Annotated in this window: 22 protein-coding genes; 8 read left to right on the top strand and 14 right to left on the bottom strand. The window is 68.5% G+C overall.

The window, feature by feature from the left end; genetic code table 11:
• Positions 1-38 precede the first annotated feature (38 nt).
• Positions 39-908: a diaminopimelate epimerase gene (dapF, locus tag DIE12_RS15210; RefSeq protein ID WP_124486686.1), complete on the bottom strand. Its 870-nt coding sequence runs from the start codon at positions 906-908 to the stop codon at positions 39-41.
• Between the two features lie 419 nt (positions 909-1327).
• Between dapF and DIE12_RS15205 the strand changes: the two genes are divergently transcribed.
• Positions 1328-1606, top strand: a complete 279-nt coding sequence (locus DIE12_RS15205; RefSeq protein WP_124486685.1) for a type II toxin-antitoxin system RelE/ParE family toxin — start codon at positions 1328-1330, stop codon at positions 1604-1606.
• 14 nt (positions 1607-1620) lie between these two features.
• Positions 1621-1923 carry a HigA family addiction module antitoxin gene (locus DIE12_RS15200; protein WP_044847849.1) on the top strand — a complete coding sequence of 101 codons (303 nt, stop codon included), beginning with the start codon at positions 1621-1623 and terminating at the stop codon, positions 1921-1923.
• Between the two features lie 21 nt (positions 1924-1944).
• On the opposite strand, the gene lpxL is transcribed toward DIE12_RS15200, so the two are convergent.
• Complete coding sequence (gene lpxL / locus DIE12_RS15195; RefSeq protein WP_044847850.1) at positions 1945-2829, bottom strand: lauroyl acyltransferase LpxL; 885 nt, start codon at positions 2827-2829, stop codon at positions 1945-1947.
• Between the two features lie 264 nt (positions 2830-3093).
• Here lpxL and metK point away from each other — a divergent pair, with 264 nt between their 5' ends.
• On the top strand, positions 3094-4281 hold the full coding sequence (gene metK / locus DIE12_RS15190) for a methionine adenosyltransferase (protein WP_044847851.1): 1188 nt from the start codon (positions 3094-3096) through the stop codon (positions 4279-4281).
• Between the two features lie 118 nt (positions 4282-4399).
• Here metK and DIE12_RS15185 read toward each other — a convergent pair whose 3' ends face one another.
• Positions 4400-4741 carry a hypothetical protein gene (locus DIE12_RS15185; RefSeq protein ID WP_044847852.1) on the bottom strand — a complete coding sequence of 114 codons (342 nt, stop codon included), beginning with the start codon at positions 4739-4741 and terminating at the stop codon, positions 4400-4402.
• A gap of 353 nt (positions 4742-5094) precedes the next feature.
• Here DIE12_RS15185 and DIE12_RS15180 point away from each other — a divergent pair, with 353 nt between their 5' ends.
• Complete coding sequence (locus DIE12_RS15180; RefSeq protein WP_124486684.1) at positions 5095-5868, top strand: phytanoyl-CoA dioxygenase family protein; 774 nt, start codon at positions 5095-5097, stop codon at positions 5866-5868.
• Between the two features lie 158 nt (positions 5869-6026).
• Here DIE12_RS15180 and DIE12_RS15175 read toward each other — a convergent pair whose 3' ends face one another.
• Positions 6027-6233, bottom strand: a complete 207-nt coding sequence (locus tag DIE12_RS15175; RefSeq protein WP_124520552.1) for a DUF3185 family protein — start codon at positions 6231-6233, stop codon at positions 6027-6029.
• Between the two features lie 184 nt (positions 6234-6417).
• Here DIE12_RS15175 and mgrA point away from each other — a divergent pair, with 184 nt between their 5' ends.
• The gene (mgrA, locus tag DIE12_RS15170) at positions 6418-7461 is read left to right on the top strand and encodes an L-glyceraldehyde 3-phosphate reductase (RefSeq protein ID WP_124486683.1); all 1044 of its coding nucleotides are present in this window, start codon (positions 6418-6420) and stop codon (positions 7459-7461) included.
• A 119-nt stretch (positions 7462-7580) separates the two neighbouring features.
• Here mgrA and DIE12_RS15165 read toward each other — a convergent pair whose 3' ends face one another.
• Entirely contained in the window at positions 7581-7766 is a 186-nt protein-coding gene (locus DIE12_RS15165; RefSeq protein ID WP_014895742.1) for a hypothetical protein, read from the bottom strand.
• A 307-nt stretch (positions 7767-8073) separates the two neighbouring features.
• Positions 8074-8955 carry a DMT family transporter gene (locus DIE12_RS15160; RefSeq protein WP_124520551.1) on the bottom strand — a complete coding sequence of 294 codons (882 nt, stop codon included), beginning with the start codon at positions 8953-8955 and terminating at the stop codon, positions 8074-8076.
• An 823-nt stretch (positions 8956-9778) separates the two neighbouring features.
• Here DIE12_RS15160 and DIE12_RS15150 point away from each other — a divergent pair.
• Complete coding sequence (locus tag DIE12_RS15150) at positions 9779-9991, top strand: hypothetical protein (protein WP_011886311.1); 213 nt, start codon at positions 9779-9781, stop codon at positions 9989-9991.
• A gap of 49 nt (positions 9992-10040) precedes the next feature.
• Positions 10041-11072, top strand: a complete 1032-nt coding sequence (locus DIE12_RS15145) for a serine/threonine protein kinase (RefSeq protein WP_124520550.1) — start codon at positions 10041-10043, stop codon at positions 11070-11072.
• Positions 11073-11151: 79 nt separating this feature from the next.
• Here DIE12_RS15145 and DIE12_RS15140 read toward each other — a convergent pair whose 3' ends face one another.
• Together DIE12_RS15140 and DIE12_RS15135 are read right to left on the bottom strand one after the other, a co-directional pair.
• Complete coding sequence (locus DIE12_RS15140; RefSeq protein ID WP_124486679.1) at positions 11152-12594, bottom strand: coniferyl aldehyde dehydrogenase; 1443 nt, start codon at positions 12592-12594, stop codon at positions 11152-11154.
• 39 nt (positions 12595-12633) lie between these two features.
• A complete protein-coding gene (locus DIE12_RS15135; protein WP_124486678.1) occupies positions 12634-13098 on the bottom strand; it encodes a hypothetical protein in 465 nt (154 codons plus the stop codon).
• 217 nt (positions 13099-13315) lie between these two features.
• On the opposite strand from DIE12_RS15135, the gene DIE12_RS15125 reads away from it, so the two are divergent.
• Complete coding sequence (locus DIE12_RS15125; RefSeq protein WP_124520994.1) at positions 13316-14956, top strand: GMC family oxidoreductase; 1641 nt, start codon at positions 13316-13318, stop codon at positions 14954-14956.
• Positions 14957-15009: 53 nt separating this feature from the next.
• Here the strand turns inward: DIE12_RS15125 and DIE12_RS15120 are convergent, their stop codons facing one another.
• The 6 genes from DIE12_RS15120 to fliF are packed head-to-tail and all read right to left on the bottom strand — an operon-like array spanning position 15010 to position 21811.
• The gene (locus DIE12_RS15120) at positions 15010-16356 is read right to left on the bottom strand and encodes a flagellar hook-length control protein FliK (RefSeq protein WP_124520548.1); all 1347 of its coding nucleotides are present in this window, start codon (positions 16354-16356) and stop codon (positions 15010-15012) included.
• 31 nt (positions 16357-16387) lie between these two features.
• Positions 16388-16846 carry a flagellar export protein FliJ gene (fliJ, locus tag DIE12_RS15115; protein WP_044849246.1) on the bottom strand — a complete coding sequence of 153 codons (459 nt, stop codon included), beginning with the start codon at positions 16844-16846 and terminating at the stop codon, positions 16388-16390.
• A 5-nt stretch (positions 16847-16851) separates the two neighbouring features.
• On the bottom strand, positions 16852-18393 hold the full coding sequence (gene fliI / locus DIE12_RS15110) for a flagellar protein export ATPase FliI (protein ID WP_124486675.1): 1542 nt from the start codon (positions 18391-18393) through the stop codon (positions 16852-16854).
• The gene (fliH, locus tag DIE12_RS15105; protein WP_124486674.1) at positions 18387-19070 is read right to left on the bottom strand and encodes a flagellar assembly protein FliH; all 684 of its coding nucleotides are present in this window, start codon (positions 19068-19070) and stop codon (positions 18387-18389) included. The genes fliI and fliH overlap by 7 nt, the downstream gene beginning before the upstream one ends.
• On the bottom strand, positions 19063-20058 hold the full coding sequence (fliG, locus tag DIE12_RS15100) for a flagellar motor switch protein FliG (RefSeq protein ID WP_124486673.1): 996 nt from the start codon (positions 20056-20058) through the stop codon (positions 19063-19065). Before fliG ends, fliH begins: the two co-directional genes overlap by 8 nt.
• Positions 20048-21811, bottom strand: coding sequence for a flagellar basal-body MS-ring/collar protein FliF (gene fliF / locus DIE12_RS15095; RefSeq protein WP_044849242.1), 1764 nt, complete (start codon positions 21809-21811; stop codon positions 20048-20050). Before fliF ends, fliG begins: the two co-directional genes overlap by 11 nt.
• Between the last annotated feature and the right edge of the window lie 111 nt (positions 21812-21922).

The raw sequence follows: 21922 nt of genomic DNA, 5'->3' as shown, positions 1-21922 counted from the left end.
TGGCTGGAGCGTTCTTCGGTTATCGGGACGTTGAAGGGTCAGACGTTCAGGTCGATCTCGCCTTCGAACACGGTCGTGGCGGGCCCGGACATCATCAGCGCGGCGGCTTCGTCGCGCGCGCCGCCCCAGCCGATCGTCAGCGTGCCGCCATGCGTGTGCACGGTCACCGGCGAATCGAGCAGGCCGCGCCGGATGCCGGCCGCCACCGCCGCGCACGCGCCGGTGCCGCATGCGAGCGTCTCGCCCGCGCCGCGTTCGTACACGCGCAGCTTCACCTCGCTGCGCGACACGATCTGCATGAAGCCGGCGTTCACGCGCTGCGGGAAGCGGGCGTGGCGCTCGATCAGCGGGCCTTCGTCGAGCACGGGATACGCTTCGACGTCGTCGACGACCTGCACCGCGTGCGGGTTGCCCATCGACACCGTCGAGATCCAGCGCGTGTGGCCGCCGACGTCGAGTGGCCACAGCGTGTCGTTGCCTTCCGTCCGGCCGTCGAGCCCCGCGGCGTCGAACGGCACCTCCGCCGGCGCAAACACGGGCGCGCCCATGTCGACGACGACTTCGCCGTTGTCCTGCATCGTCAACGTGATCAGGCCCTTCATCACCTGCACGCGCACGCTGCGCTTGTCGGTCAGGCCGCGGTCGCTGACGAACTTCACGAAGCAGCGCGCGCCGTTACCGCAGTGTTCGACTTCGCCGCCGTCGCAATTGAAGATCCGGTACTTGAAATCCGCGCCGTCGACGGTCGGTTTCTCGACGAGCAGCAACTGGTCGGCGCCGATGCCGAAGTGTCGGTTGGCGAGCGCGCGCACCTGCGCCTCGGTGAGCGGCGGCAGCGCGCGCGAATAGCTGTCGAGCACGACGAAGTCGTTGCCCGCGCCGTGCATCTTGGTGAACGAGAGTTTCACTGGGTCCGGAATTCCATGGCGAACAGGGCGGCCGGCACGACGGACGCGGCGCGCCGTCATGCCGGGCGGCGTCGTTCGTCGTGCTGATCTCAACCGCAAATGATACATGCAGCCGACAGGGGCGTCCTGCGCGGGCGGGGCGCCGGGTGCCGTTCGGGCGGCGGAGCGCGGCGATGCCGGCCGATCGGCTGACTGGTCGCGTGGGCACCGAGTCGGCAGATTGAGGTGGTGCGGTGTGGCGAGCGTTGTCGGGACAGGTGAATCCGGCGGTACGCGTCGCGCCGTTTCCAGCGCACGGGATTTCGCCGCGTGCGCGTTTTCGTACCGGTCAAATTGACAAATCAATCAGGCGATTCGTATAGTCTGGCTATACGCCATGTGGGCCATGCCGTCGAATCGCACTCGAGTGTGGGAGGCCCATGATCAAGTCATGGCAGCACAAGGGGCTGGAAGCGTTTTTCACGAACGGGAGCAAGGCTGGCATCCGGCCGGATCATGCCCCGAGGTTGCGGCGCCAGCTTGCCCGTCTCGACATGGCGAGCCAGCCGTTCGACATGAACGTACCCGGCTGGCGCCTGCATGGCCTCGCCGGCGGGCTGGAGGGTTACTGCTCGGTGAGCGTGAGCGTCAACTGGCGCCTGACGTTCAGATTCGAGGGCCCGGATGCCGTCCTGGTCAACTATCAAGACTATCACTGAGGTCATTCAACGCCATGACTCGCATCTTCAATCCGCCCCATCCGGGCGAGGCGCTGCGCGACGACGTCTTGCCGGCGCTCGGCCTGACCGTCACCGAAGCCGCCGCGCAGCTCGGCGTCACGCGCGCGGCGCTGTCGCGCATCCTGCACGGCCATGCCGGCATCTCGCCTGAAATGGCGCTGCGTCTCGAAGCGTGGCTGGGCGAGGAAAACGGCGGGAAGGCGGATCTGTGGCTGGCGCAGCAGTCGGCCTACGATCTCTGGCAGGCGCGCGCGAAAGGCGCGCCGAAAGTGGCGAGGGTACAGGCGCGTATCTGACGACGCGCCCGCGGGTTCGACTCAGTAGAGGCTCGGCTCGCCGGGCGGGCGCGTCTTGAAGCGCTTGTGCACCCAGTAATACTGCTCGGGCATCAGCGGAATCTGCTCTTCGAGGAATTCGTTCATCCGCCGCGCGTCGAGATCGTCGTCGCCGGTCGGATAGTGATCCCACGGCTTGAACACCTTCAGCCGGTAACCCTGGTAGTTCGGCAGCACTTCGCCGATGAACGGCACGACCTGCGCGCGGCCCGTCTTCGCGAGCCGGCCGACGGCCGTCAGCGTGCACGCGGGCACGCCGAAGAAGGGTACGAACGTCGAATTGCGCAGCCCGTAGTCCATGTCGGCGCCGAGCATCACCGGCTTGCGGTCGCGCAGCCAGCGCAGCACGACGCGCGCGCTGTCCGCGCGGCCGACCATCTCGGCGTCGAAACGCCCGCGCGCCTTCTTCGCTTCTTCCTCGAGTATCGCATTCGAGAACGGCTGGTACAGCGATCCGCAACGGCGCTGCAGTGAACGGTTCAGCCAGATCGAGCCGGCTTCGATGCCGACGAAATGCAGGCCCAGGAACAGCGTCGGGGGCAGATCGGGGTCCGTGAGATCGACCGCGCTGTCGACCTGGATCAGTTTCGCGAGCTTGCGCTCGGAGCCGAACCACTGGACGCTGCGCTCGACGTAGCTGCGGATCGCGTGGCGGAAATGCCGGCCCGCCACTTCCTCGCGCCGCTCGTCGCTCCAGTCGGGGAAGCAGAGTTTCAGATTGGTATGTACGATGCGCTTTCGCCGGCTGGGAATCTGGTACAGCAGCCAGCCGAGGCCGTCGCCGAACCGTGCGGTCAGACCGTACGGCAGCAGGGCGAGCAGCTTCAGCAAGCCGATGGCGAGGTGCGTGCCGAGGCGGCCTAGCATGCGGAATCTCCGTGGGGCCGGCTGGCCGGCGCGTTGCGAACAGGGGGGTAGGACAGCGGACGATGCAGCACGTGTGGCGCTCTGTGACAATTCACGAAAGCCGCTATAATACGGGCTTCGCCGAGTTAACTGACAACTTGCGGGGCGAAGCCGGCTGGCGCGAAGCGCGCTGCCCGGTCCTGGTAATCCGCTAAAGCGTCGCCGCTTCAGGCCAACGAAGCTGGCTACGTGAAACCCACCGTAACCACACAGGAGCCTGAAAAAGTGGCAAACGATTATCTCTTCACGTCCGAATCCGTCTCCGAAGGCCATCCGGACAAGGTCGCGGACCAAATCTCGGACGCGATTCTCGACGCCATCCTCGAGCAGGACAAATACTCCCGCGTTGCGGCCGAAACGCTGTGCAACACGGGTCTCGTCGTGCTGGCCGGTGAAATCACCACGACGGCCAACATCGACTACATCCAGATCGCGCGCGACACCATCAAGCGCATCGGCTACGACAACACCGACTACGGCATCGACTACAAGGGCTGCGCGGTGCTCGTCGCGTACGACAAGCAGTCACCGGACATCGCGCAGGGCGTCGACCGCGCGCATGACGACAACCTCGATCAAGGCGCGGGCGACCAGGGCCTGATGTTCGGTTACGCATGCGACGAAACGCCGGAACTGATGCCGCTGCCGATCTACCTGTCGCACCGTCTCGTCGAGCGCCAGGCCAGCCTGCGCCGCGACGGCCGCCTGCAGTGGCTGCGCCCGGACGCGAAGTCGCAGGTCACGGTCCGCTACGTCGACGGCAAGCCCGATTCGATCGACACCGTCGTGCTGTCGACGCAGCACGCACCGGACATCGAGCTGCCGGCGCTGCGCGAAGCAGTGATCGAGGAAATCATCAAGCCGACGCTGCCGGCCGACCTGATCAAGGGCGACATCAAGTTCCTGGTGAACCCGACCGGCCGGTTCGTGATCGGTGGCCCGCAGGGCGACTGCGGCCTGACGGGTCGCAAGATCATCGTCGATACCTACGGCGGTGCCGCACCGCACGGCGGCGGCGCGTTCTCGGGCAAGGATCCGTCGAAGGTCGACCGTTCGGCAGCGTATGCCGGCCGTTACGTCGCGAAGAACATCGTCGCGGCAGGTCTCGCATCGCGCGCGCTGATCCAGGTGTCGTACGCGATCGGCGTTGCCGAGCCGACCTCGGTGATGGTCAACACGTTCGGCACGGGCCGCGTGTCGGATGCGGTGATCACGAAGCTCGTCCGCGAGCATTTCGACCTGCGTCCGAAGGGCATCATCAAGATGCTCGACCTGCTGCGCCCGATCTACGAGAAGACGGCCGCTTACGGCCACTTCGGCCGCGACGAGCCGGAATTCTCGTGGGAAGCAACCGACAAGGCACTCGCGCTGGCCGAAGCGGCTGGCGTGGAGCCGACGGCACGCGTCGCATAAGCGTCGTCCGCCTGAAACGAAAAACCCCGGCATGCCGGGGTTTTTTTATGCGCGTCGCGCGCCGGCGGAATGACGCGCGCGCGACGATCGTGGCGGGCAGCGTGCCGCCGGCTCGGCTTCAGCGTGCGCCGAACCCGAACCAGCCGTTGCTGGCCGCGAGGCGGCGCGGGCGATTGACGCGGCGCTGCGGGCCCAGCGTGCGGCGCAGCGCGAGCGCGCGCAGCGACGACGGCTTCTGCAGCAGCGAGCGCAGGCCGGCGCGGCGGGCGAACGCCTGTGCGCTCATCATCGAGAAGAACGCGTGGAACCACGCGCGGATGCCGTCCAGCCGGCTGTGCGCGTGCGTGTGCTCGGCGAGCGCCTGCGTGCGCGCGCGGTGATGGCGCAGCGGGCGGGCGGGAGCGGACGGCACGACGCGCTTCGCAGCGCGGCTGAGACGGGAAGTCAGACGGAATGGCATGTGAACGATGCTTCGCTTGTATGGATGGCGCCCTTGAAGAGCGCACTGGTATGAACGGCCTCGGATGGCGCAACGGATCTTACCGAAAGTCGTTGCGCGCCGCGCCCGCCAGAATTGACAGGCCGCGACAGGCTACCGGGGTTTCATGACGTGCAAAAGTCGCGATAAACCCTTGTGCCGCAAGCGTGTCGTCGCATACCGCCTGTCGCTGAGGCTCGCGCCGCGCCGCACAGTTCCCTTGAGCCAGATCAAATCGGCGATTGGCATGCCCCTGCGTACGACAATGGCGCTGTTCGCGGCATCCGGCGCCGATTTACAATCGTCACATTCACACAATAAACGTCTGGCATCCCATGTCGTCTTCATTGCAGTCGGAATCGATCCGCGCGCAAGTCGCGGAATTGCGCGAACGCGGCTTCGTCGTCGCGCGCGGCCTCGTCGGCGAAGCGCAGTGCGCGACGCTCAAGCGGATCGCGGCGCGCCAGTTGCAGGAAGCGGCGGAGCCGATCGAGTTCGAGGCGGATTTGCGCTACCCGGGCGCGCCCGAGTCGAAGCATGCGCCGGGCGGGCATACGGTGCGGCGGCTGCTGGACGCCTACACGCGCGATCCGGCGTTCGCCGAGCGCGCGATCGCGCCGGAAATCGGCGCGTGGATGCGCGAGTACTTCGGCGAGCAGCCGGTGCTGTCGCGCGCGCATCACAACTGCATGATGACGAAGCATCCGGCGTACGGCAGCCTGACGGGCTGGCATCGCGACTTCCGCTACTGGTCGTTCGAACGCGCGGACATGGTGTCGGTGTGGCTCGCGCTCGGCCCGGAAACGAATGAAAACGGGGCGCTCTGGCTGGTGCCGGGTTCGCACACGGCCGAATTCGGGCCGGAAGCGTTCGACGACGCGAAGTTCTTCCGCAGCGACCTGCCGGAAAACCGCAAGATGATCGACGCGGCAACCTGCCCGCCGCTCCAGACGGGCGACGTCGTGTTTTTCCACTGCAACACGCTGCATTCGGCGGGGCAGAACCGCTCCGACCAGGTGAAGTTCTCGCTCGTCTACACGTATCACGGCGTGAGCAACCGGCCGGTGCCGGGCACGCGTTCGGCGGCGAAGCCGGAAGTGCAGTTCTAGCAGCGGTTCGGGCGGCGCTGCAGCCGCGTCGATGGTTCGATGCGGCGCGGCGGCCGCATGAGCGGATGAAGAAACGGGCGGCCTGGCCGCCCGTTGCGTTTTGTGCGGCCCGCATCACGCGAGGCGGGAACGTCGTCGTGCGTCGCGCGACTGCGTGATCAGCGCTTGTTGGCCGGCATCGCGAGGCCGATCAGGCCGATCAGCATCGCGACGGCGCCGCTGGCGATCAGCAGGATCGTTTTCGTGGCGGGCGAGCCGGTGAAGAAGCGCGACACGTTGTCGTTGATCGAATGGAACGACTGGCCGCCGAAATACAGCAGCACGACGCCGCCGACGAGCAGCGCAACCGAGATGACCCGGGACATACCAACCTCGCTGTAACGGTGATTCGAGACGCCGCAGTGTAGGCGACGCGCGCAGCCGCGTCCATTGCCGTGCGCGCGTCGGCCACGTTCGCTACCATAGCCGTCGTATGTTTCCTTCGCCGCCGGCGCGTGATGTTCGCGCGCGGCGCGCGTCCCTTCCCCGACGTCCTGACGGAACCGACTCATGGCCTACGAAGCAGCTTCCGAACGTTATGCCGACATGCAATACCGCACCTGCGGCAAATCCGGGCTCAAACTGCCCGCCCTGTCGCTCGGCCTGTGGCACAACTTCGGCGACTCGACGCCGATCGCGACGCAGCGCGAGATCCTGCGCACCGCGTTCGACCTCGGCATCAATCACTTCGACCTCGCGAACAACTACGGGCCGCCGTACGGCAGCGCCGAAACCAACTTCGGCCGGCTGCTGAAGGAAGATTTCCGGCCGTACCGCGACGAGCTGCTGATCTCGACGAAGGCCGGCTGGGACATGTGGCCGGGGCCGTACGGCAGCGGCGGCGGGTCGCGCAAGTACGTGCTCGCGAGCCTTGACCAGAGCCTGCAGCGCATGGGCCTCGACTACGTCGACATCTTCTATTCGCACCGCTTCGACGCACACACGCCCCTCGAGGAAACCGCCGGCGCGCTCGCATCGGCCGTGCAGCAGGGCAAGGCGCTGTATATCGGCATCTCGTCGTACTCGGCCGCGAAGACGCGCGAGATGGCCGAACTGCTCGCGCAATACAAGGTGCCGCTGCTGATCCACCAGCCGTCCTACAACATGCTGAACCGCTGGATCGAGCCGGACCTGCTCGGCACGCTCGACGAGATCGGCACGGGCAGCATCGCGTTCACGCCGCTCGCGCAGGGGCTGCTGACGTCGAAATACCTGAACGGCGTGCCGGACGACGCACGCGTGAACAAACCGGGCGGCGGCTCGCTGAAGCAGGATCACCTGAGCGCGGAGAACCTCGAGCACGTGCGCAAGCTCAACGGCATCGCCGAGCGGCGCGGGCAGAGCCTCGCGCAAATGGCGCTCGCGTGGGTGCTGCGCAATGGCCGCGTGACGTCCGCACTGATCGGCGCGAGCCGTGCGGAGCAGGTGCGTGAAAACGTCGGCGCGCTGAAGAATCTCGAATTCTCGGCCGACGAACTCGCGGAGATCGATCGCCACGCGATCGAGGGCGGCATCAATCTGTGGGAAAAGCCGTCCACCGATCAGGCGATCTGACCGGCAGCAACGACCGTCGATACGGGATGCGAAGCATTGCATGCCGTATCGCCGCGCACGCACACACGCCGTCGCGTCGCTGCAATGCAGCGACGTGACCGCCGCGCGCCGACGCGTGGCTAGAGGAGTGCAGGCAGGCCCTCGACGAGCAATACCGCAACGCCGACGCCGAGGATGACGCCGAGCACGCGCAGCAGGTTGTGGCGGAATTCGGTTGCGCACGGCACCGCGCCGAGAAATAGCGCTCCGGCCAGCGCCATCGGAATCAACAGGATGAAGTCGCCGATCGTGAAATAGGTCGTCATGCGTGTCTCCGTAGTCGGCCGGAACAGGCGCATGCGCGTCTTCCAGCCCCATGCCGGGCATTTCTCTTGTTCGGCCGACCGATTCGCGATTGCGAGCGGGTCGGACAGTTCGAGTATAGGCAAGCTCGCCGCGTTTTTCGCTATCCGAACCATTAAAAGTATGCGGAAAACCCCGGGGATTCCGCATTTTTCCCGCGAATTGGACGAATGCCTTGCGCCAGTCTTTCCCGTTCCTTTCGATTGGCGCGGAAACGTCGTACGTGTTCGCTACGGGCTGCCGCACCCGCGGGCGCGGCAGCCCAGCCGCTTACGCGCGATCGGGTTGCGCGCGAACGGCGGGCGTGCGGAACACGAGCGCGAGGCCCCCGACGATCGCCCCCATGCCGGCGAGCGCGAGCGGTTCGGGCCGGTTGCCGAGCCAGAGCGCGTCCATCAGCGTGGTGACGACGGGCACGAGATAGAACAGGCTCGTCACGTTGACGAGATCGCCGCGCTGCATCAACCGGTAGAACAGCAACTGCGCGATCACCGAGATCACGATCCCGAGCCACAGCAGCGGCACGACAAACGCCCAGCCGATCTCGAGCGAGATCGGCCGGAACGGCAGGATCGCCACGCACAGCACGAGGCCGATCGCGTTCTGCAGCGGCAGCACGTCGGCAGGCGCCGCGCGCACGCGCTTTTGCAGCAGCGAGCCGGCGGTCAGCGCGACGAGCGCCGTGAGCGCGCAGGCGACGCCGATGACCGGCAGGCCGGTGCCGCCCACGCCGCGGCACACGACGAGCGCGAGACCAGCCAACGACAGCCCGAGCCCGGCGATACGTATCGGTTGCCAGCGCCGCTCGACGATCGCGAGCGTGAGGATCGGCTGCACGCCGAGGATCGTCGCGAGCACGCCCGGCGCGATCCCGCGATCGAGCGCGAGCAGGTAGAAGATCGAATAGCCGCCCATCATCAGCAGGCCGGTCAGCGCGGCCATGCGGCGCTCGCCGCGTGGCGGCAGCCAGCGTCCGCGCATGACGGCCAGCGCGAGCAGCACGAGTGACGCGAGCGCGAATCGCGTGGTGAGAAAGACGAACGCGGATGCGTGATGCAGACCGAGTTCCGCGAAGATCGCGCCGCTGCTCCACAGCAGGACGAAGAGCGACGTCACGCCATGCGCGGCGAGCGCGTGTTTGAACGAAACCATGTGAATCCACCTGTCGAACGGATCGAAACGTTCCATGTCGCGCGTGCGGGAACGCGTCGTGCGCGATCACGCACGAACGGCCCAAACGGGCAAATGGAAAACGGAAACCGAAAGCCGGCTGGTCAGCCGACGTGTGCCGCCGGCGGGGGCGGCGCGGCGCCGACGCGCGGCGGTGCGACAGGAGGAGGGAGGACCGACGGATGCGCGCACGCCTGCGGCCGCGAGTCGAACTGCGGCCGGGATTTTGCGAGAGCGGACGTGAGCGGATGCATCGTGTCGAAATGCGCTTGAACGCGAATGAACGTCAAAGGTAACGCAAGGCGGCCGTGCAGCGCAACCGCTGGCGCACCGGCACCGCCATACGCTATGGCGCCACGACACTACGACATCACGCCGCACGCCGCGCGCCGGTAGCTTCGTGAGTCTCGTTCGAGGTAGGGGGCGCGGCATTGAGGCGCGAGGCCGCGGGCGTGGTTCCGTTCGCTGCGCTCACGCGAAGTCTCCTCGCGACCGGGCAAAGGGCAGACGATAAGCCTGTCGTGCGATTCGCGTGCGCGCCGCGCGTATGGCCGGATTCGGCGGACAGTCACATTCGACAGGGTATGATGGGGGTATCCGCCCGTGCAAGCGCACGCGCGGCGCAGTGGTTGATTGGAGACATTCGACGAATTCGCGGCACTTCGCCTGCTTCTTCTTCTTTTCGCGCTTCGATAAACCGTGAACAATGGGATCACGCGCAACACCCCGACGAGGGCGGCGCGGATCGTGCATTTGCCGGCTCGCCAGCGAGCCGGGTTTCAAGTTTCAAGAGTGGGGAACCATCATGCATGTCGGGTCGATTGTCTGCACTACCCATATCGCAGTGCCGAAGGGCGCGCGCGGCATCGTTCAGCGCGTTCTGGGCGACATGGCCATGGTGACCTGGTACGCGGGCGTGCCGGGCGAGTCGAAGGAACTCAACACCGAGCCGTTCTTTCTCGAGGACCTGATCGACACCGGCGAATCCGTGCTGCCGGCCGGCGCCGCGATCCACTGAGCGCGCGTGCCGCACCGGGCGCTCGTGTTTCGGCGCGGCTGACGGCACAATGCGGGGCATGAAAGACGACACTTCCGCCCCCGCAGCTCCCGCCGGCCCGCCGTTCGCCGGCCTCACGCCCGAGTGCGTGCTCGACGCGCTCGACAGCGTGCTGATGCCGTCCGGGCTGCGCACCGACGGGCGCCTGCTCGCGCTCAACAGCTACGAGAACCGCGTCTACCAGGTCGGCATCGAAGACGGCCCGCCGGTCGTCGCGAAGTTCTACCGGCCCGCGCGCTGGTCGGACGACGCGATCCTGGAAGAACACGCCTTCGTCGCCGAGCTCGCCGCGCGCGAGATTCCGGCGGTGCCCGCGCGCGCGTTCGACGGCCGCACGCTGCATGCGTTCGACGGCTTCCGCTTCTCGATCTTCGAGCGGCGCGGCGGCCGCGCGCCCGATCTCGACCGCAGCGACACGCTCGAATGGCTCGGCCGCTTCATCGGCCGGATTCACGCGGTCGGCGCGACCGAGCCGTATGTCGCGCGTCCGGTGCTCGACATCCGCACGTTCGGCTACGAGCCGCGCGACTACCTGCTCGCGCACGATTTTCTTCCCGACGATGTCCGGCCCGCCTACGAGACGGCGGTGAACCTCGCGCTCGAAGGCGTCGAGGCCGCGTTCGAGCGTGCGGGCGAGATTCGCCTGCTGCGCACGCACGGCGACTGCCATCCGAGCAACGTGTTGTGGACCGACGCAGGCCCGCATTTCGTCGACTTCGACGATAGCCGGATGGCGCCCGCCGTCCAGGATCTGTGGCTGCTGCTGCCGGGCGATCGCGAAGGCGCGTCGCGCGCGCTCGCGGACCTGCTCGCAGGTTATGAGGACTTCTGCGAATTCGAGCCGCGCGAGCTGCATCTGGTCGAAGCGCTGCGCACGCTGCGCTTGATCCACTACGCGGCCTGGCTGGCGCGCCGCTGGGACGATCCGGCGTTTCCGGCCGCGTTCCCGTGGTTCAACACGCATCGCTACTGGGAAGCACGCGTGCTCGAGCTGCGCGAGCAGATCGGCGCGATGCAGGAAGGGCCGCTCTGGCCCGTGTGACGTGCGACGGCGCGCGCGGCAGCGTCGCCGCGCGGCGTTCGCGGGCGGGCCGGCGCGTGTGGCGCGCGGCCCGCATCGCTCAGAACTTCAGCATCATCCTGATGACCGCGGCGAAGCGCTTGCCGTAAGGCGGTGCGATCAGCCCACGGGTATTCAGGCGCGCCTGCGTGAGCACGGGCTTCATCTTCGAGAACGTCACGAAGCCGTCGTAGCCGTGATACGCGCCCATCCCGCTCGCGCCGACGCCGCCGAACGGCAGGCTGCCGCACGCAATGTGCAGCAGTGCGTCGTTCACCGTCACGCCGCCCGAGATCGTTTCGCGCATCACGCGCTCGACCGTGCCGCCATCCTCGTCGAACAGGTACAGCGCGAGCGGCCGCGGCCGCGCGTTCACGTACGCGATCGCCTCGTCGAGCCGCTCGTACGGCACGAGCGGCAGCAACGGCCCGAAGATTTCCTCCTGCATCAGTTGCGACGCGGCCGGCACGTGCGTGACCGCGCACGGCACGAAGCGGCGTGACGCGGGATCGGACTGCGCGTCCGACAGCGGATGCAATTGCGCGCCTGCCGCCTGCGCGTCGGTCGCCAGTTGCTGCAGCCGGGCGTAATGGCGCGGCGACACGATCGTCGTGTAGTCGCCGTTGGTCGACAGGTCCGGATACAGCTTCGCGAAGCGCGCTCGTGCCCGCTCGATGAACGCGGCTTCCATCCCGCGCGGCAGCAGCACGTAGTCGGGCGCGATGCAGGTCTGGCCCGCGTTCAGCGTCTTGCCGCCGATGATCGCGTCGACGGCCGCATCGAAGCGCGCATTCGGACCGACGATCGCCGGAGACTTGCCGCCGAGTTCGAGCGTGACGGGTGTGAGGTTGTCGGCCGCGGCGCGCATCACATGGCGGCCGACGTGCGTCGACCCGGTGAACAGCAGGTGATCGAACGGCAGCGCGCTGAATGCGGCGCCGATCTCCGCATCGCCGTTCACGACCGCGACGTGGTCGCGCGAGAAGGTCTTCCCGATCAGTTGCGCGAACAGCGCCGACGTGCGCGGCGTCAGTTCGGACATCTTGATGATCGCGCGGTTGCCGGCCGCGAGCGCGCAGATCAGCGGCCCGGCCGCGAGCAGGAGCGGATAGTTCCACGGCACGACGATGCCGACCACGCCGAGCGGCTGCGGCAGCACCTTCGCGCGCGCCGGCCGCAGCCACTTGTTCATCGGCTTGCGGATGGGCTTCATCCAGCGCTTGCCGTGCTTGAGCGCATCGTCGATCTCTTCCTTCGCCATCCAGATTTCCGACAGCAGTACTTCCTGCTTCGCGCGATGCCCGAAGTCGGCGCTGATCGCATCGGCGAGCGCATCCGCGTGATCGAGCAGCATCGTGCGCAGCGCGCGCAGGTGCTGCGCGCGGGTGTCCCACTCCGGATACGGCGCGCGCAGGTAGGCCGCGCGCTGGTCGCGCAGCAGCGACGTCAGCGCATCGACCGACGGCGCCGTTTGCGGGGCCAGTTCGGGCAGGTCGTTCTTCATGTCGTCTACTCCAGTTGGGCGTGGCACGTCGGCCAGCAGTCAGGCCGCACGTACCCGCTCGGCGAGCGTGGTGGGGCGGGTCGGGATGGCGCGCGTCGCGCGGCACGGGGCCGGATGCAATGCACGGTCGAAAACAGGGTGCAACGTGCGGCAAGCGTCGTATCCGCGCGACGGTATTCGTGTTCGAAAACGGGATTGCTCGGGGTGCGCGTGCGGCTCGCTGCGACTTCCGAATGGTGCGCGATCGCGAATTGCCGATGCTTGCCGGCGCACCGAAGCGGCATGACGCGATGCGCGCGACGATGCATGAATCGGCAGGTCGAGCCGCGCATGCGACGCGCCGTTCAAACGGTCGGCGATACGCGGCGTCGTTCGATTTCGACCGGCCGCGCGCACGGTGTTGCACGTCACCGCCAAGGCATCCGTTTGAAATGAAATGCGGGCCGCGCGCGGTGCGTCCGGACAACCCGGTCGGCACGCGGCCTGCAGAACGTCGCGCTGCATCGTCGTCTCCCCAGTTTCGCGACGGCGCGGCTTCTGGCGGCCGCTGCATCGCGTCGAATTCATCGATACATCTTAAATTTAGTTCACGCGGGCGTTTAGAGGAATCGCTCTTGAATCGGCGTGCCGCGCGCGCGACGGCCATTCCTACAATGCCCGAACATTACAAGCGGGAGCCGGGCCGCGCCGGGCGCCGTTCATGACACGAAGGAGACGTGACATGCAATACGACTACATCATCGTCGGCGGAGGATCGGGCGGGTCGAGCCTCGCGAGCCGCCTCGCCGATGCATGCCCCGACGCGACGATCGCGTTGATCGAGACCGGTTCGCACACGGCGCGCAACCTGCTCGTCAACATGCCGGTGGGGATCGCGGCGCTCGTGCCGTTCAAGCTCGGCACGAACTACGGCTACGAGACGGTGCCGCAGCCGGGCCTCGGCGGCCGCCGCGGCTACCAGCCGCGCGGACGCGGGATGGGCGGCTCGAGCGCGATCAACGCGATGATCTACACGCGCGGCCATCCGGGCGACTACGACGAGTGGGCACAACTCGGTGCGACGGGCTGGGGCTGGCAGGACGTGCTGCCGTATTTCCGCCGCGCGGAAGGCAACGCGCGCGGCGCCGACGCCTGGCACGGCGCGGACGGGCCGCTGACGGTGTCCGATCTGCGCTTTCGCAATCCGTTCTCCGAACGATTCATCCAGGCCGCGCACGCGGCCGGTTATCCGCTCAACGACGACTTCAACGGCGCGACGCAGGAAGGCGTCGGCTTCTATCAGGTCACGCATCGCGACGGCTCGCGCTGCAGCGTTGCACGTGCGTACATCTACGACCGTGACCGGCCGAACCTGCATGTGATCACCGATGCGACGGTGCTGCGCGTGGGCTTCGACGGCAGGCGCGCGGTCGGTGTGGTGGTGTCGCGCGACGGACGCGTCGAGACGCTCGGCGCGCGCGCGGAAGTGATCCTGTCGGCCGGCGCGTTCAATTCGCCGCAACTGCTGATGTGCTCGGGGATCGGGCCGGCGGAACAACTGCGCCGGCACGGGATCGCGGTCGTGCAGGACGCACCGGATGTCGGCACCAACCTGATCGACCATATCGACTTCATCATCAACACGCGCGTGAATTCGTCGGAGCTGGTCGGCATCTGCCTGCGCGGGATCGCGAAGATGGCGCCGGCGCTCGCGCGCTATTTCTCGAGCCGCACGGGGATGATGACGAGCAACGTCGCGGAGGCCGGCGGCTTCATCAAGAGCGATCCGTCGCTCGATCGTCCGGACCTGCAACTGCATTTCTGCACGGCGCTCGTCGACGATCACAACCGCAAGATGCACTGGGGCTTCGGTTATTCGCTGCACGTGTGCGCGCTGCGCCCGTTCAGCCGCGGCACGGTCGCGCTCGCGAGCGGCGATGCGCGCGACGCGCCGCTGATCGATCCGCGTTTCTTCAGCGATATGCGCGATCTCGACCTGCTCGTGCGCGGTGCGCAGGCGATGCGCCGGATCCTGTCGCAGGCGCCGCTCGCGTCGCAGGGCGGGCGCGAGTTGTACACGCGCGCGGGCCAGAGCGAAGCCGAGCTGCGCGCGACGATCGTCGCGCACGCCGACACGATCTATCACCCGGTCGGCACCTGCCGGATGGGCTCGGATGCGCGCGCGGTCGTGGATCCGCAACTGCGCGTGCGGGGTGTCGAAAGGCTGCGGGTGGTGGATGCGTCGGTGATGCCGACGCTGATCGGCGGGAACACGAATGCGCCGTCGGTGATGATCGGCGAACGCGCGGCGGACTTCATCGTCGCGGCGCGCCGGGGCAGCGTGCCGCGCGGCGAGGCGGCCGCGGCCGCGCACGGCCGCTGAGCGGCACATACTCGCACGTACCGGCACATACCGGCACGCGAGCGACGCGATGCTCAGGCGAACGTATCGACGAGGCCCGCGCGGCTCACGGTGGCGGCGGCCGATGCGGATTGCGCGGCGTCGACCGGTGCGTCGACGGCTGACGATCCGGCGCGCGCGCGCGGCGACGACCGGCCGCCGGCGAAGCTTTGCTGCGGGTTCTGCTGCTGCGACGCGAAGCCGCCGTCGCTGACCGTCGCGCTGCCCAGGCCGAGCCCGCCCGCTTCCATCGCCTCGCGCAACTTCGGCAGCGCGGCTTCCACCGCGTCACGCACCTGCGCGTGCTGCGATACGAACAGTGCATGCGCGTGGTTGTCCGCGACGCGCAGCACGACCTGCAGCGGGCCGAGGTCCGGCGGGTTCAGCGTCAGCTCGGCGCTCTGCTGGTGCGCATTCGACAGGAACACGACCTTCTGGCTCAGCGCATCCGTCCAGTCGGCGGTGCCGACGTGCGGGGCCAGCACGTGCGGATTGGCCGCGGCGATCGTGCTTGCGGCGGGCGATGCCTGGAGGTTCGCCTGGGCGGCTGCCGCAGCCGTGGCGGCGGCAGCGACCGTTGCGTCGGCGGCCGGGCTGGCGGTTTCTTCGGCGGCCGCGAATGCATGTTGCGCGGCGGGTTGGGCCGTTGCGCCGGCCTGCAGCGGTGCGGCGGCCTGCGTGGCGGGCTGCTGTGTCGCGGGCGCGCCTTTGGCGTCGGCGAGCGCGCGGTCGAAGGTCGGGACCTTCGGCGTCAGCGGGGCGGCGGCCGAGGCCGACGTCGTCGCTGCCGGTGCCGGCGCTGCGGTCGCCGCCGCGCCCGTCGCGGGCATCGCGATCGCGCCCGCACCGCCGGTCAGCTTCGCCAGCGCGGCCTGCAGCGCGTCGCGACCCGACGCGGGGGCAGCCGGCTCGGCGGCCGCATCCTTGCCGGCATGATTCGGCAGCGCGGCCGTGGCGTCGGGCTGGCCGGACACGGCCGTCGTCTGCGCGGCGGCAGCGGTGCTGTCGGCATCGGCCGGCGCCGCGTCGTTCGTGCGAGCCAGCAGTTGCGCCTGCACGGCGGCGGCCGCAGCGAGTGCGGCGGCGTCGGGATTGGGCGTCGCGTTCGCATCGTCGATCGGCTTGTCGTCGCCCGTGCCGTACGGCTTGGTGCCGGCGGCCGGCGTCGCCGACACCTGTTTCGTCGCGGCGTCCGGCATGCCGGCATTCGTCGCGTCGTGCCGCGTGTCGACGCTTTGCTTCAGCGTCTGTGCGAACGGCACGGCGGCCGGGCTGGCGGCGGCATCGTTGCCGGCGGCGGCCGACGAACCCGCGTCGCGGACGGCCTTGAGTGCGGTGCCGGCGGTGTCGAGCAGCGCGCCGAGCAGGGGCAGGGGAGGCATGACGATTCTCTCGTTCGAAAGCGGTGAGCGGCTATGCCGAGCGGGCGGCGTCGGCCCGCATGCGCAGGATCTTCGCGGCGTGTTCGTCGGCGTCGCGCTGTTCGCGCTTCGCGGTACGCTGCGCTTCCTGCGCGACGCCGCGCGCCTGCAGGATTTCGTATGAGCCGACGGTGCGTTTCTTCTGTTGCCAGTTCGGGCGCGCCTCGTCGATGCGGCGTTCAGCTGCGGCCAGCACGTTGCGCTGCTGCGCGATCGCAGCGTCGAGCGTGTCGATGAACGCCTGGAAATTGCGCCAGTTGCCGGCCGGCATCCCGCTCTGCGCGGACTGCGCGAAGCGTGCGTGGTATTCGTCGCGATAGCGCAGCAGCGCATCGAGCTGCTCGGCGGCAGCGGTGCGGTCGCGCTGCGCGGTGCCGAGCTGCTTCGCGGCCGTATCGAGATCTTCCTGCGCGCGGTCGAGCAGCAGTTGAAGGGGAAAGCCGTGTGCCATCGGGATCAGCCTCCGTGTACGTCGAACAGCGCATCGAGCGCGGCGAGGCTCGATTCGAACGGTGCGCATTCGCGAAAGCCCTGCTGCAGGAACGATTCGATGCGCGGGTAGAGCGCGATCGCGCGGTCGAGCTGCGCGTCGCGGCCGGGCGCATAGGCGCCGACCGCGATCAGGTCGCGATTGCGCTGGTAGCGCGACAGCATCTGCTTGAACTGCCGAACGCGGTCGAGATGCGGTTCGTCGATCAGCGCGGTCATCGCGCGGCTGATCGACGCCTCGATGTCGATCGCCGGATAGTGGCCGGCCTCGGCGAGCGCGCGCGACAGCACGACGTGGCCATCGAGGATCGCGCGCGCCGAGTCGGCGATCGGGTCCTGCTGGTCGTCGCCTTCGGTCAGCACCGTGTAGAACGCGGTGATCGAGCCGCCGCCTTCGGGCCCGTTGCCGGTGCGCTCGACGAGCGCGGGCAGCTTCGCGAACACCGACGGCGGATAACCCTTGGTCGCGGGCGGCTCGCCGATCGCGAGCGCGATCTCGCGCTGCGCCATCGCGTAGCGCGTCAGCGAATCCATCAGCAGCAGCACGTGCTTGCCCTGGTCGCGGAAATACTCGGCGAGCGACGTCGCGTAGGCGGCGCCCTGCATCCGCAGCAGCGGCGACACGTCGGCCGGCGCCGCGACGACGACCGAGCGCGCGAGCCCGTCCTCGCCGAGGATCTGTTCGATGAATTCCTTCACTTCGCGGCCGCGTTCACCGATCAGCCCGATCACGATCACTTCCGCGCTGGTGTAGCGCGCCATCGTGCCGAGCAGCACCGACTTGCCGACGCCGGAGCCGGCGAACAGGCCCATCCGCTGCCCGCGGCCGACGGTGAGCAGGCCGTTGATCGCGCGCACGCCGACGTCGAGTACGTGGTGGATCGGCTCGCGATCGAGCGGGTTGATCGACGGCGCCGACAGCGGCGCATCGACCTTCGACCCGAGCGGGCCGAGGCCGTCGAGCGGGCGGCCCGACGCGTCGACGACGCGCCCGAGCATTTCCCAGCCGACCGGCAGCCGCTTGGCGCCCGCGAGCGGATCGGCGACGGGCGCGGCCTCCAGCGGCCATACGCGCGCGCCGGGCAGGACGCCGGCGACGTCGGTGGTCGGCATCAGGAACAGGCGATCGCCGGAGAACCCGACGACTTCCGCTTCCGCGTGCGGCAGCGTGCTGCCGGGCGGCAATTCGATCGTGCATTCGGCGCCGACCGACAGGCGCAGCCCGATCGCCTCGAGCACGAGGCCCGCGGCGCGCGTGAGGCGCCCGCACGGCCGCAGCGGCAGCGCGCGGTGGCTGCGTGTCGCGAGCCCGTTCAGGTGCGTGCGCCAGTGCGCGAGATGCGGATTGTGCGGCGCGCGCGGCGTGTCGCAGGCGGCATCCGTCGCGTGTGCCGGCGCGTCGTGCGCGGTGTCGTGCGGACCGTCGGGGCCGAACGACGCGAGCGCGAGTTCGCGCTCGAGCGGCGTCATTCCGTCGTGCAGGATCGATTCGGGCGTGGGCGTCACCATGCGCTCACCTTGCCGATCGCGGCGGCGACGCGCTGCCAGCGGGTGGGCAGCGTCGCGTCGACCTCGCCCGTCGCGGCGTGCGCGCGGCAGCCGCCGCGCTCGATCGACGCGTCGGTGCGCACGTTCCAGCCGAGCGTATCGAGTTCGTCCTGCAGATAGGCTTCGACGACGGGCAGGTCGGCCGGATTCACCGCGAGATGCGGCGCGCCGGACAGCGCCGGTTCGGCGGCGAGCACGTCGCGCACCGCCGCGACGAGCGCGGCCGGATCGTGCTTCACGTGCTGGCGCACGACCTGCTGCGCGATGTCGAGCGCGAGCTGCGCGAGGTCGGACGCGAGATCGTGCTCGATGCTCGACACGGCTTCGCGGAACGACGCGGCGAGCGCCGCGAGCTGCGCGGCCTGTTTGCGGGCTTCGGCCTGGCCGGCTTCGAAACCCTGCTCGCGGCCCTGGTCGAAACCGGCCTGATAACCCAGCGCCTGGCCTTCGACGTGACCGGCCGCATGGCCTTCGGCATGCGCGGCGTCGCGCACGCGCTGCAGGTCCGCGGCGAGCGCGGCGGCGGCCGCTGCGGCAGCGTCGGGCGGCGGCGGGGGCGGCGGCGGATCGAACGACGCCATCTCCCACCGCTGGTACGCGGTGAGGGTGCCGGCGGGCTCGCGCGCGGAATCAGACATACGCGTCTTCCGCCTTGCCGCCGATCACGACCTGGCCGCTTTCGGCGAGATTGCGGACGATTTGCAGGATGCGGCGCTGCTGCGTCTCGACTTCGGACACGCGCACCGGGCCGCGCGCGTCGAGATCCTCGGCGAGCAGTTCGGCCGCGCGTTGCGACATGTTCGCGAGGAACTTCTGGCGCAGCGCGGGCGGCGCGCCCTTCAGCGCGATGATCAGCGTTTCCGACTCGACTTCCTTCAGCACCATCTGGATCGCGCGATCCTCGAGGTCGAGCAGGTTCTCGAACACGAACATCTGGTCGATGATCTTCTGCGCGAGCTCCGCGTCGTACTGGCGCACGCTTTCGAGCACGCCTTCCTCATGATTGCTCGTCATGAAGTTCAGGATCTCGGCCGCGGTGCGGATGCCGCCCATCGGGCTGCGCTTCAGGTTGTCGCTGCCGGACAGCAGGCCGGTCAGCACGTCGTCGAGCTCGCGCAGCGCGGCCGGCTGGATGCCGTCGAGCGTCGCGATCCGCAGCAGCACGTCGTTGCGCAGCCGCTCGGTGAAGCACGATGCGATCTCGGACGCCTGGTCGCGGTCGAGGTGCACGAGGATGGTCGCGATGATCTGCGGATGCTCGTTCTTGATCAGTTCGGCCACCGCGCCCGAGTCCATCCACTTCAGGCCCTCGATGCCGCTCGTGTCGCTGCCCTGCAGGATCCGGTCGATCAGCACGCCGGCCTTGTCCTCGCCGAGCGCCTTGGTCAGCACCGAGCGGATGTAATCGCTCGAATCGAGCGACAGCGCGGTGTGCTGCTCGGCTTCCCTCGCGAACTCCTGCAGCACGTCCTCGACCTGCTCGCGCGTGACGTTCTTCAGCGCGGCCATCGCGGCGCCGATCTTCTGCACCTCGCGCGGCGCGAGGAACTTGAATACTTCAGCGGCCTCTTCCTCGCCGATCGACATCAGCAGCAGCGCGCTCTTGGTCAGGCCTTCAGCGTTCATCGGACACCCAGTTCTTCACGACGGTGGCGACGATCTTCGGATCCTGGCGGGCGATCGTGCGCGCGTAGTCGAGGTTGCGTTCGTAGCGGTTCTTTTCGTTCTCGAAGCCGAGCAGCAGCGCATCGGGCTCGTCGGCCTTGTCCGGGGCGGGCAGGCCGTCGAGCACGACCGCATCCTCCGGCGCCGCGAGCGCCGGCGCGGCCGGCTCGGGCGGCGGGAACGCGCGGCGCATCGCCGGGCGCACGAACATGAAATAGAGCGCCGCCGCGGCCGCCGCGATGCCGAGCCACTTCGCGGCTTCCTTCGCCATCGCGATCATGTCCGGCTGGCGCCACCACGGCAGGTCGGCGTACGGATCGCTCGCGGTCGAGAACGCGCTGTTCACGACGTTCACCGAGTCGCCGCGCTTCTCGTCGTAGCCCATCGCGTCCTTCACGAGCTGCTCGATCTGGGCGAGCTTCGCGGGTGGCAGCGGCTGCATCGTCACGTGGCCCTTCGCGTCGGCCACCGGCTGGTAATTGACGACGACGGCGACCGACAGCCGCTTCACGTTGCCCATCGGCTGCTCGACGTGGCGGATCGTCTTGTCGAGTTCGTAGTTGGTCGTCTGGTCCTTGCGGTCGCTGACGGGCGTCGACTGCGGCCCGCTCTGGCCGTTGCCGGCGACGATCGGCGCGGAGGCCGGCTGCGGCGGCGTGTTCGACAGCGCGCCCGGCACGCCCGAGGCGCCGCCCTGCGCGAGTTCGGTGGCCGTGCTGGTCTGCTGGCTGCGGATCGCGGTCTGCTGCGGCGAGGCGTTCGGGCCGTAGCTTTCCGAGGTCTGCTCGAGCCTGGAGAAATCGACGTCCGCGCTGACCTGCGAGCGCGCGTTGCCGGCGCCGAAGATCGGCGCGAGGATCGCGTCGATGCGCTTCTGCGTGTTGCGCTCGACCTGCTGCACGTACTTGAGCTGGCTCGCGTCGAGGCCGGAGGCCGACGCCGTCTGGGTCAGCAGGTTGCCGTCCTGGTCGACGATCGTCACGTTCTTGGCCGGCATGTCGGGCACGCCGGACGACACCATCCGCGTGATCGCCTGGACCTGGCCCTCGTCGAGCACGCGGCCCGGGTAGAGGTCGACGAACACCGACGCGCTCGGCGCTTCCTTGTCGCGCACGAACACCGACGGCTTCGGGATCGCGAGATGCACGCGCGCCGTTTTCACCGCGTTGATCGACTCGATCGTGCGCTGCAGCTCGCCTTCGAGCGCGCGCTGGTAGTTCACCTGCTCCGCGAACTGGCTGATGCCGAATTTCTGGTTGTCCATCAGCTCGAAGCCGACCGAGCCGCCCTTGGGCAGGCCCATCGCGGCGAGCTTCAGGCGCGTTTCGTGCACCTGGTTCGACGGCACCAGGATCGCGCCGCCCGCGTCGGCGAACTTGTAGGGAACGTTTGCCTGCTGGAGCGCGGTGATGATCGCGCCGCCGTCGCGGTCCGACAGGTTGCTGTACAGCACGCGATAGTCGGGCGCGCGGCTCCACAGCACGAGCGCGGTGATCGCGGCGACGGCGAACGCGACCGCGATCACGAACGGCAGCTTCGGGTTGCCCTTCATCCGCGAGATGCCGGGGATGCGTTCCGCGAAGCCGCCGAACCCGAAGTCCGCGCCGGCGCCGCCTGCTCCCGGCAACGCGGCGGCCGCGGTGGCGCCTGGCACCGGGCTGGCGAGGCCCGTGCGGGCGTCGGGGTTGATCAGCGAGTTGGCCTGCGAATCCATGCGTGGAGTTTCTCCGGAGCGGGACGACTGAGCCGCTCGGACGAGCGGACGGACAATGACACGATGCGATTATCGGGACCCGGGCGCGACTCCGATCGACCGAAAAGAGCG

The organism is Burkholderia sp. Bp9015, from assembly GCF_003853505.1.
Lineage (GTDB): Bacteria > Pseudomonadota > Gammaproteobacteria > Burkholderiales > Burkholderiaceae > Burkholderia.
The sequence above is the reverse complement of the archived record's forward strand: the minus strand, read 5'-3'. Positions and strand labels throughout refer to the sequence as shown.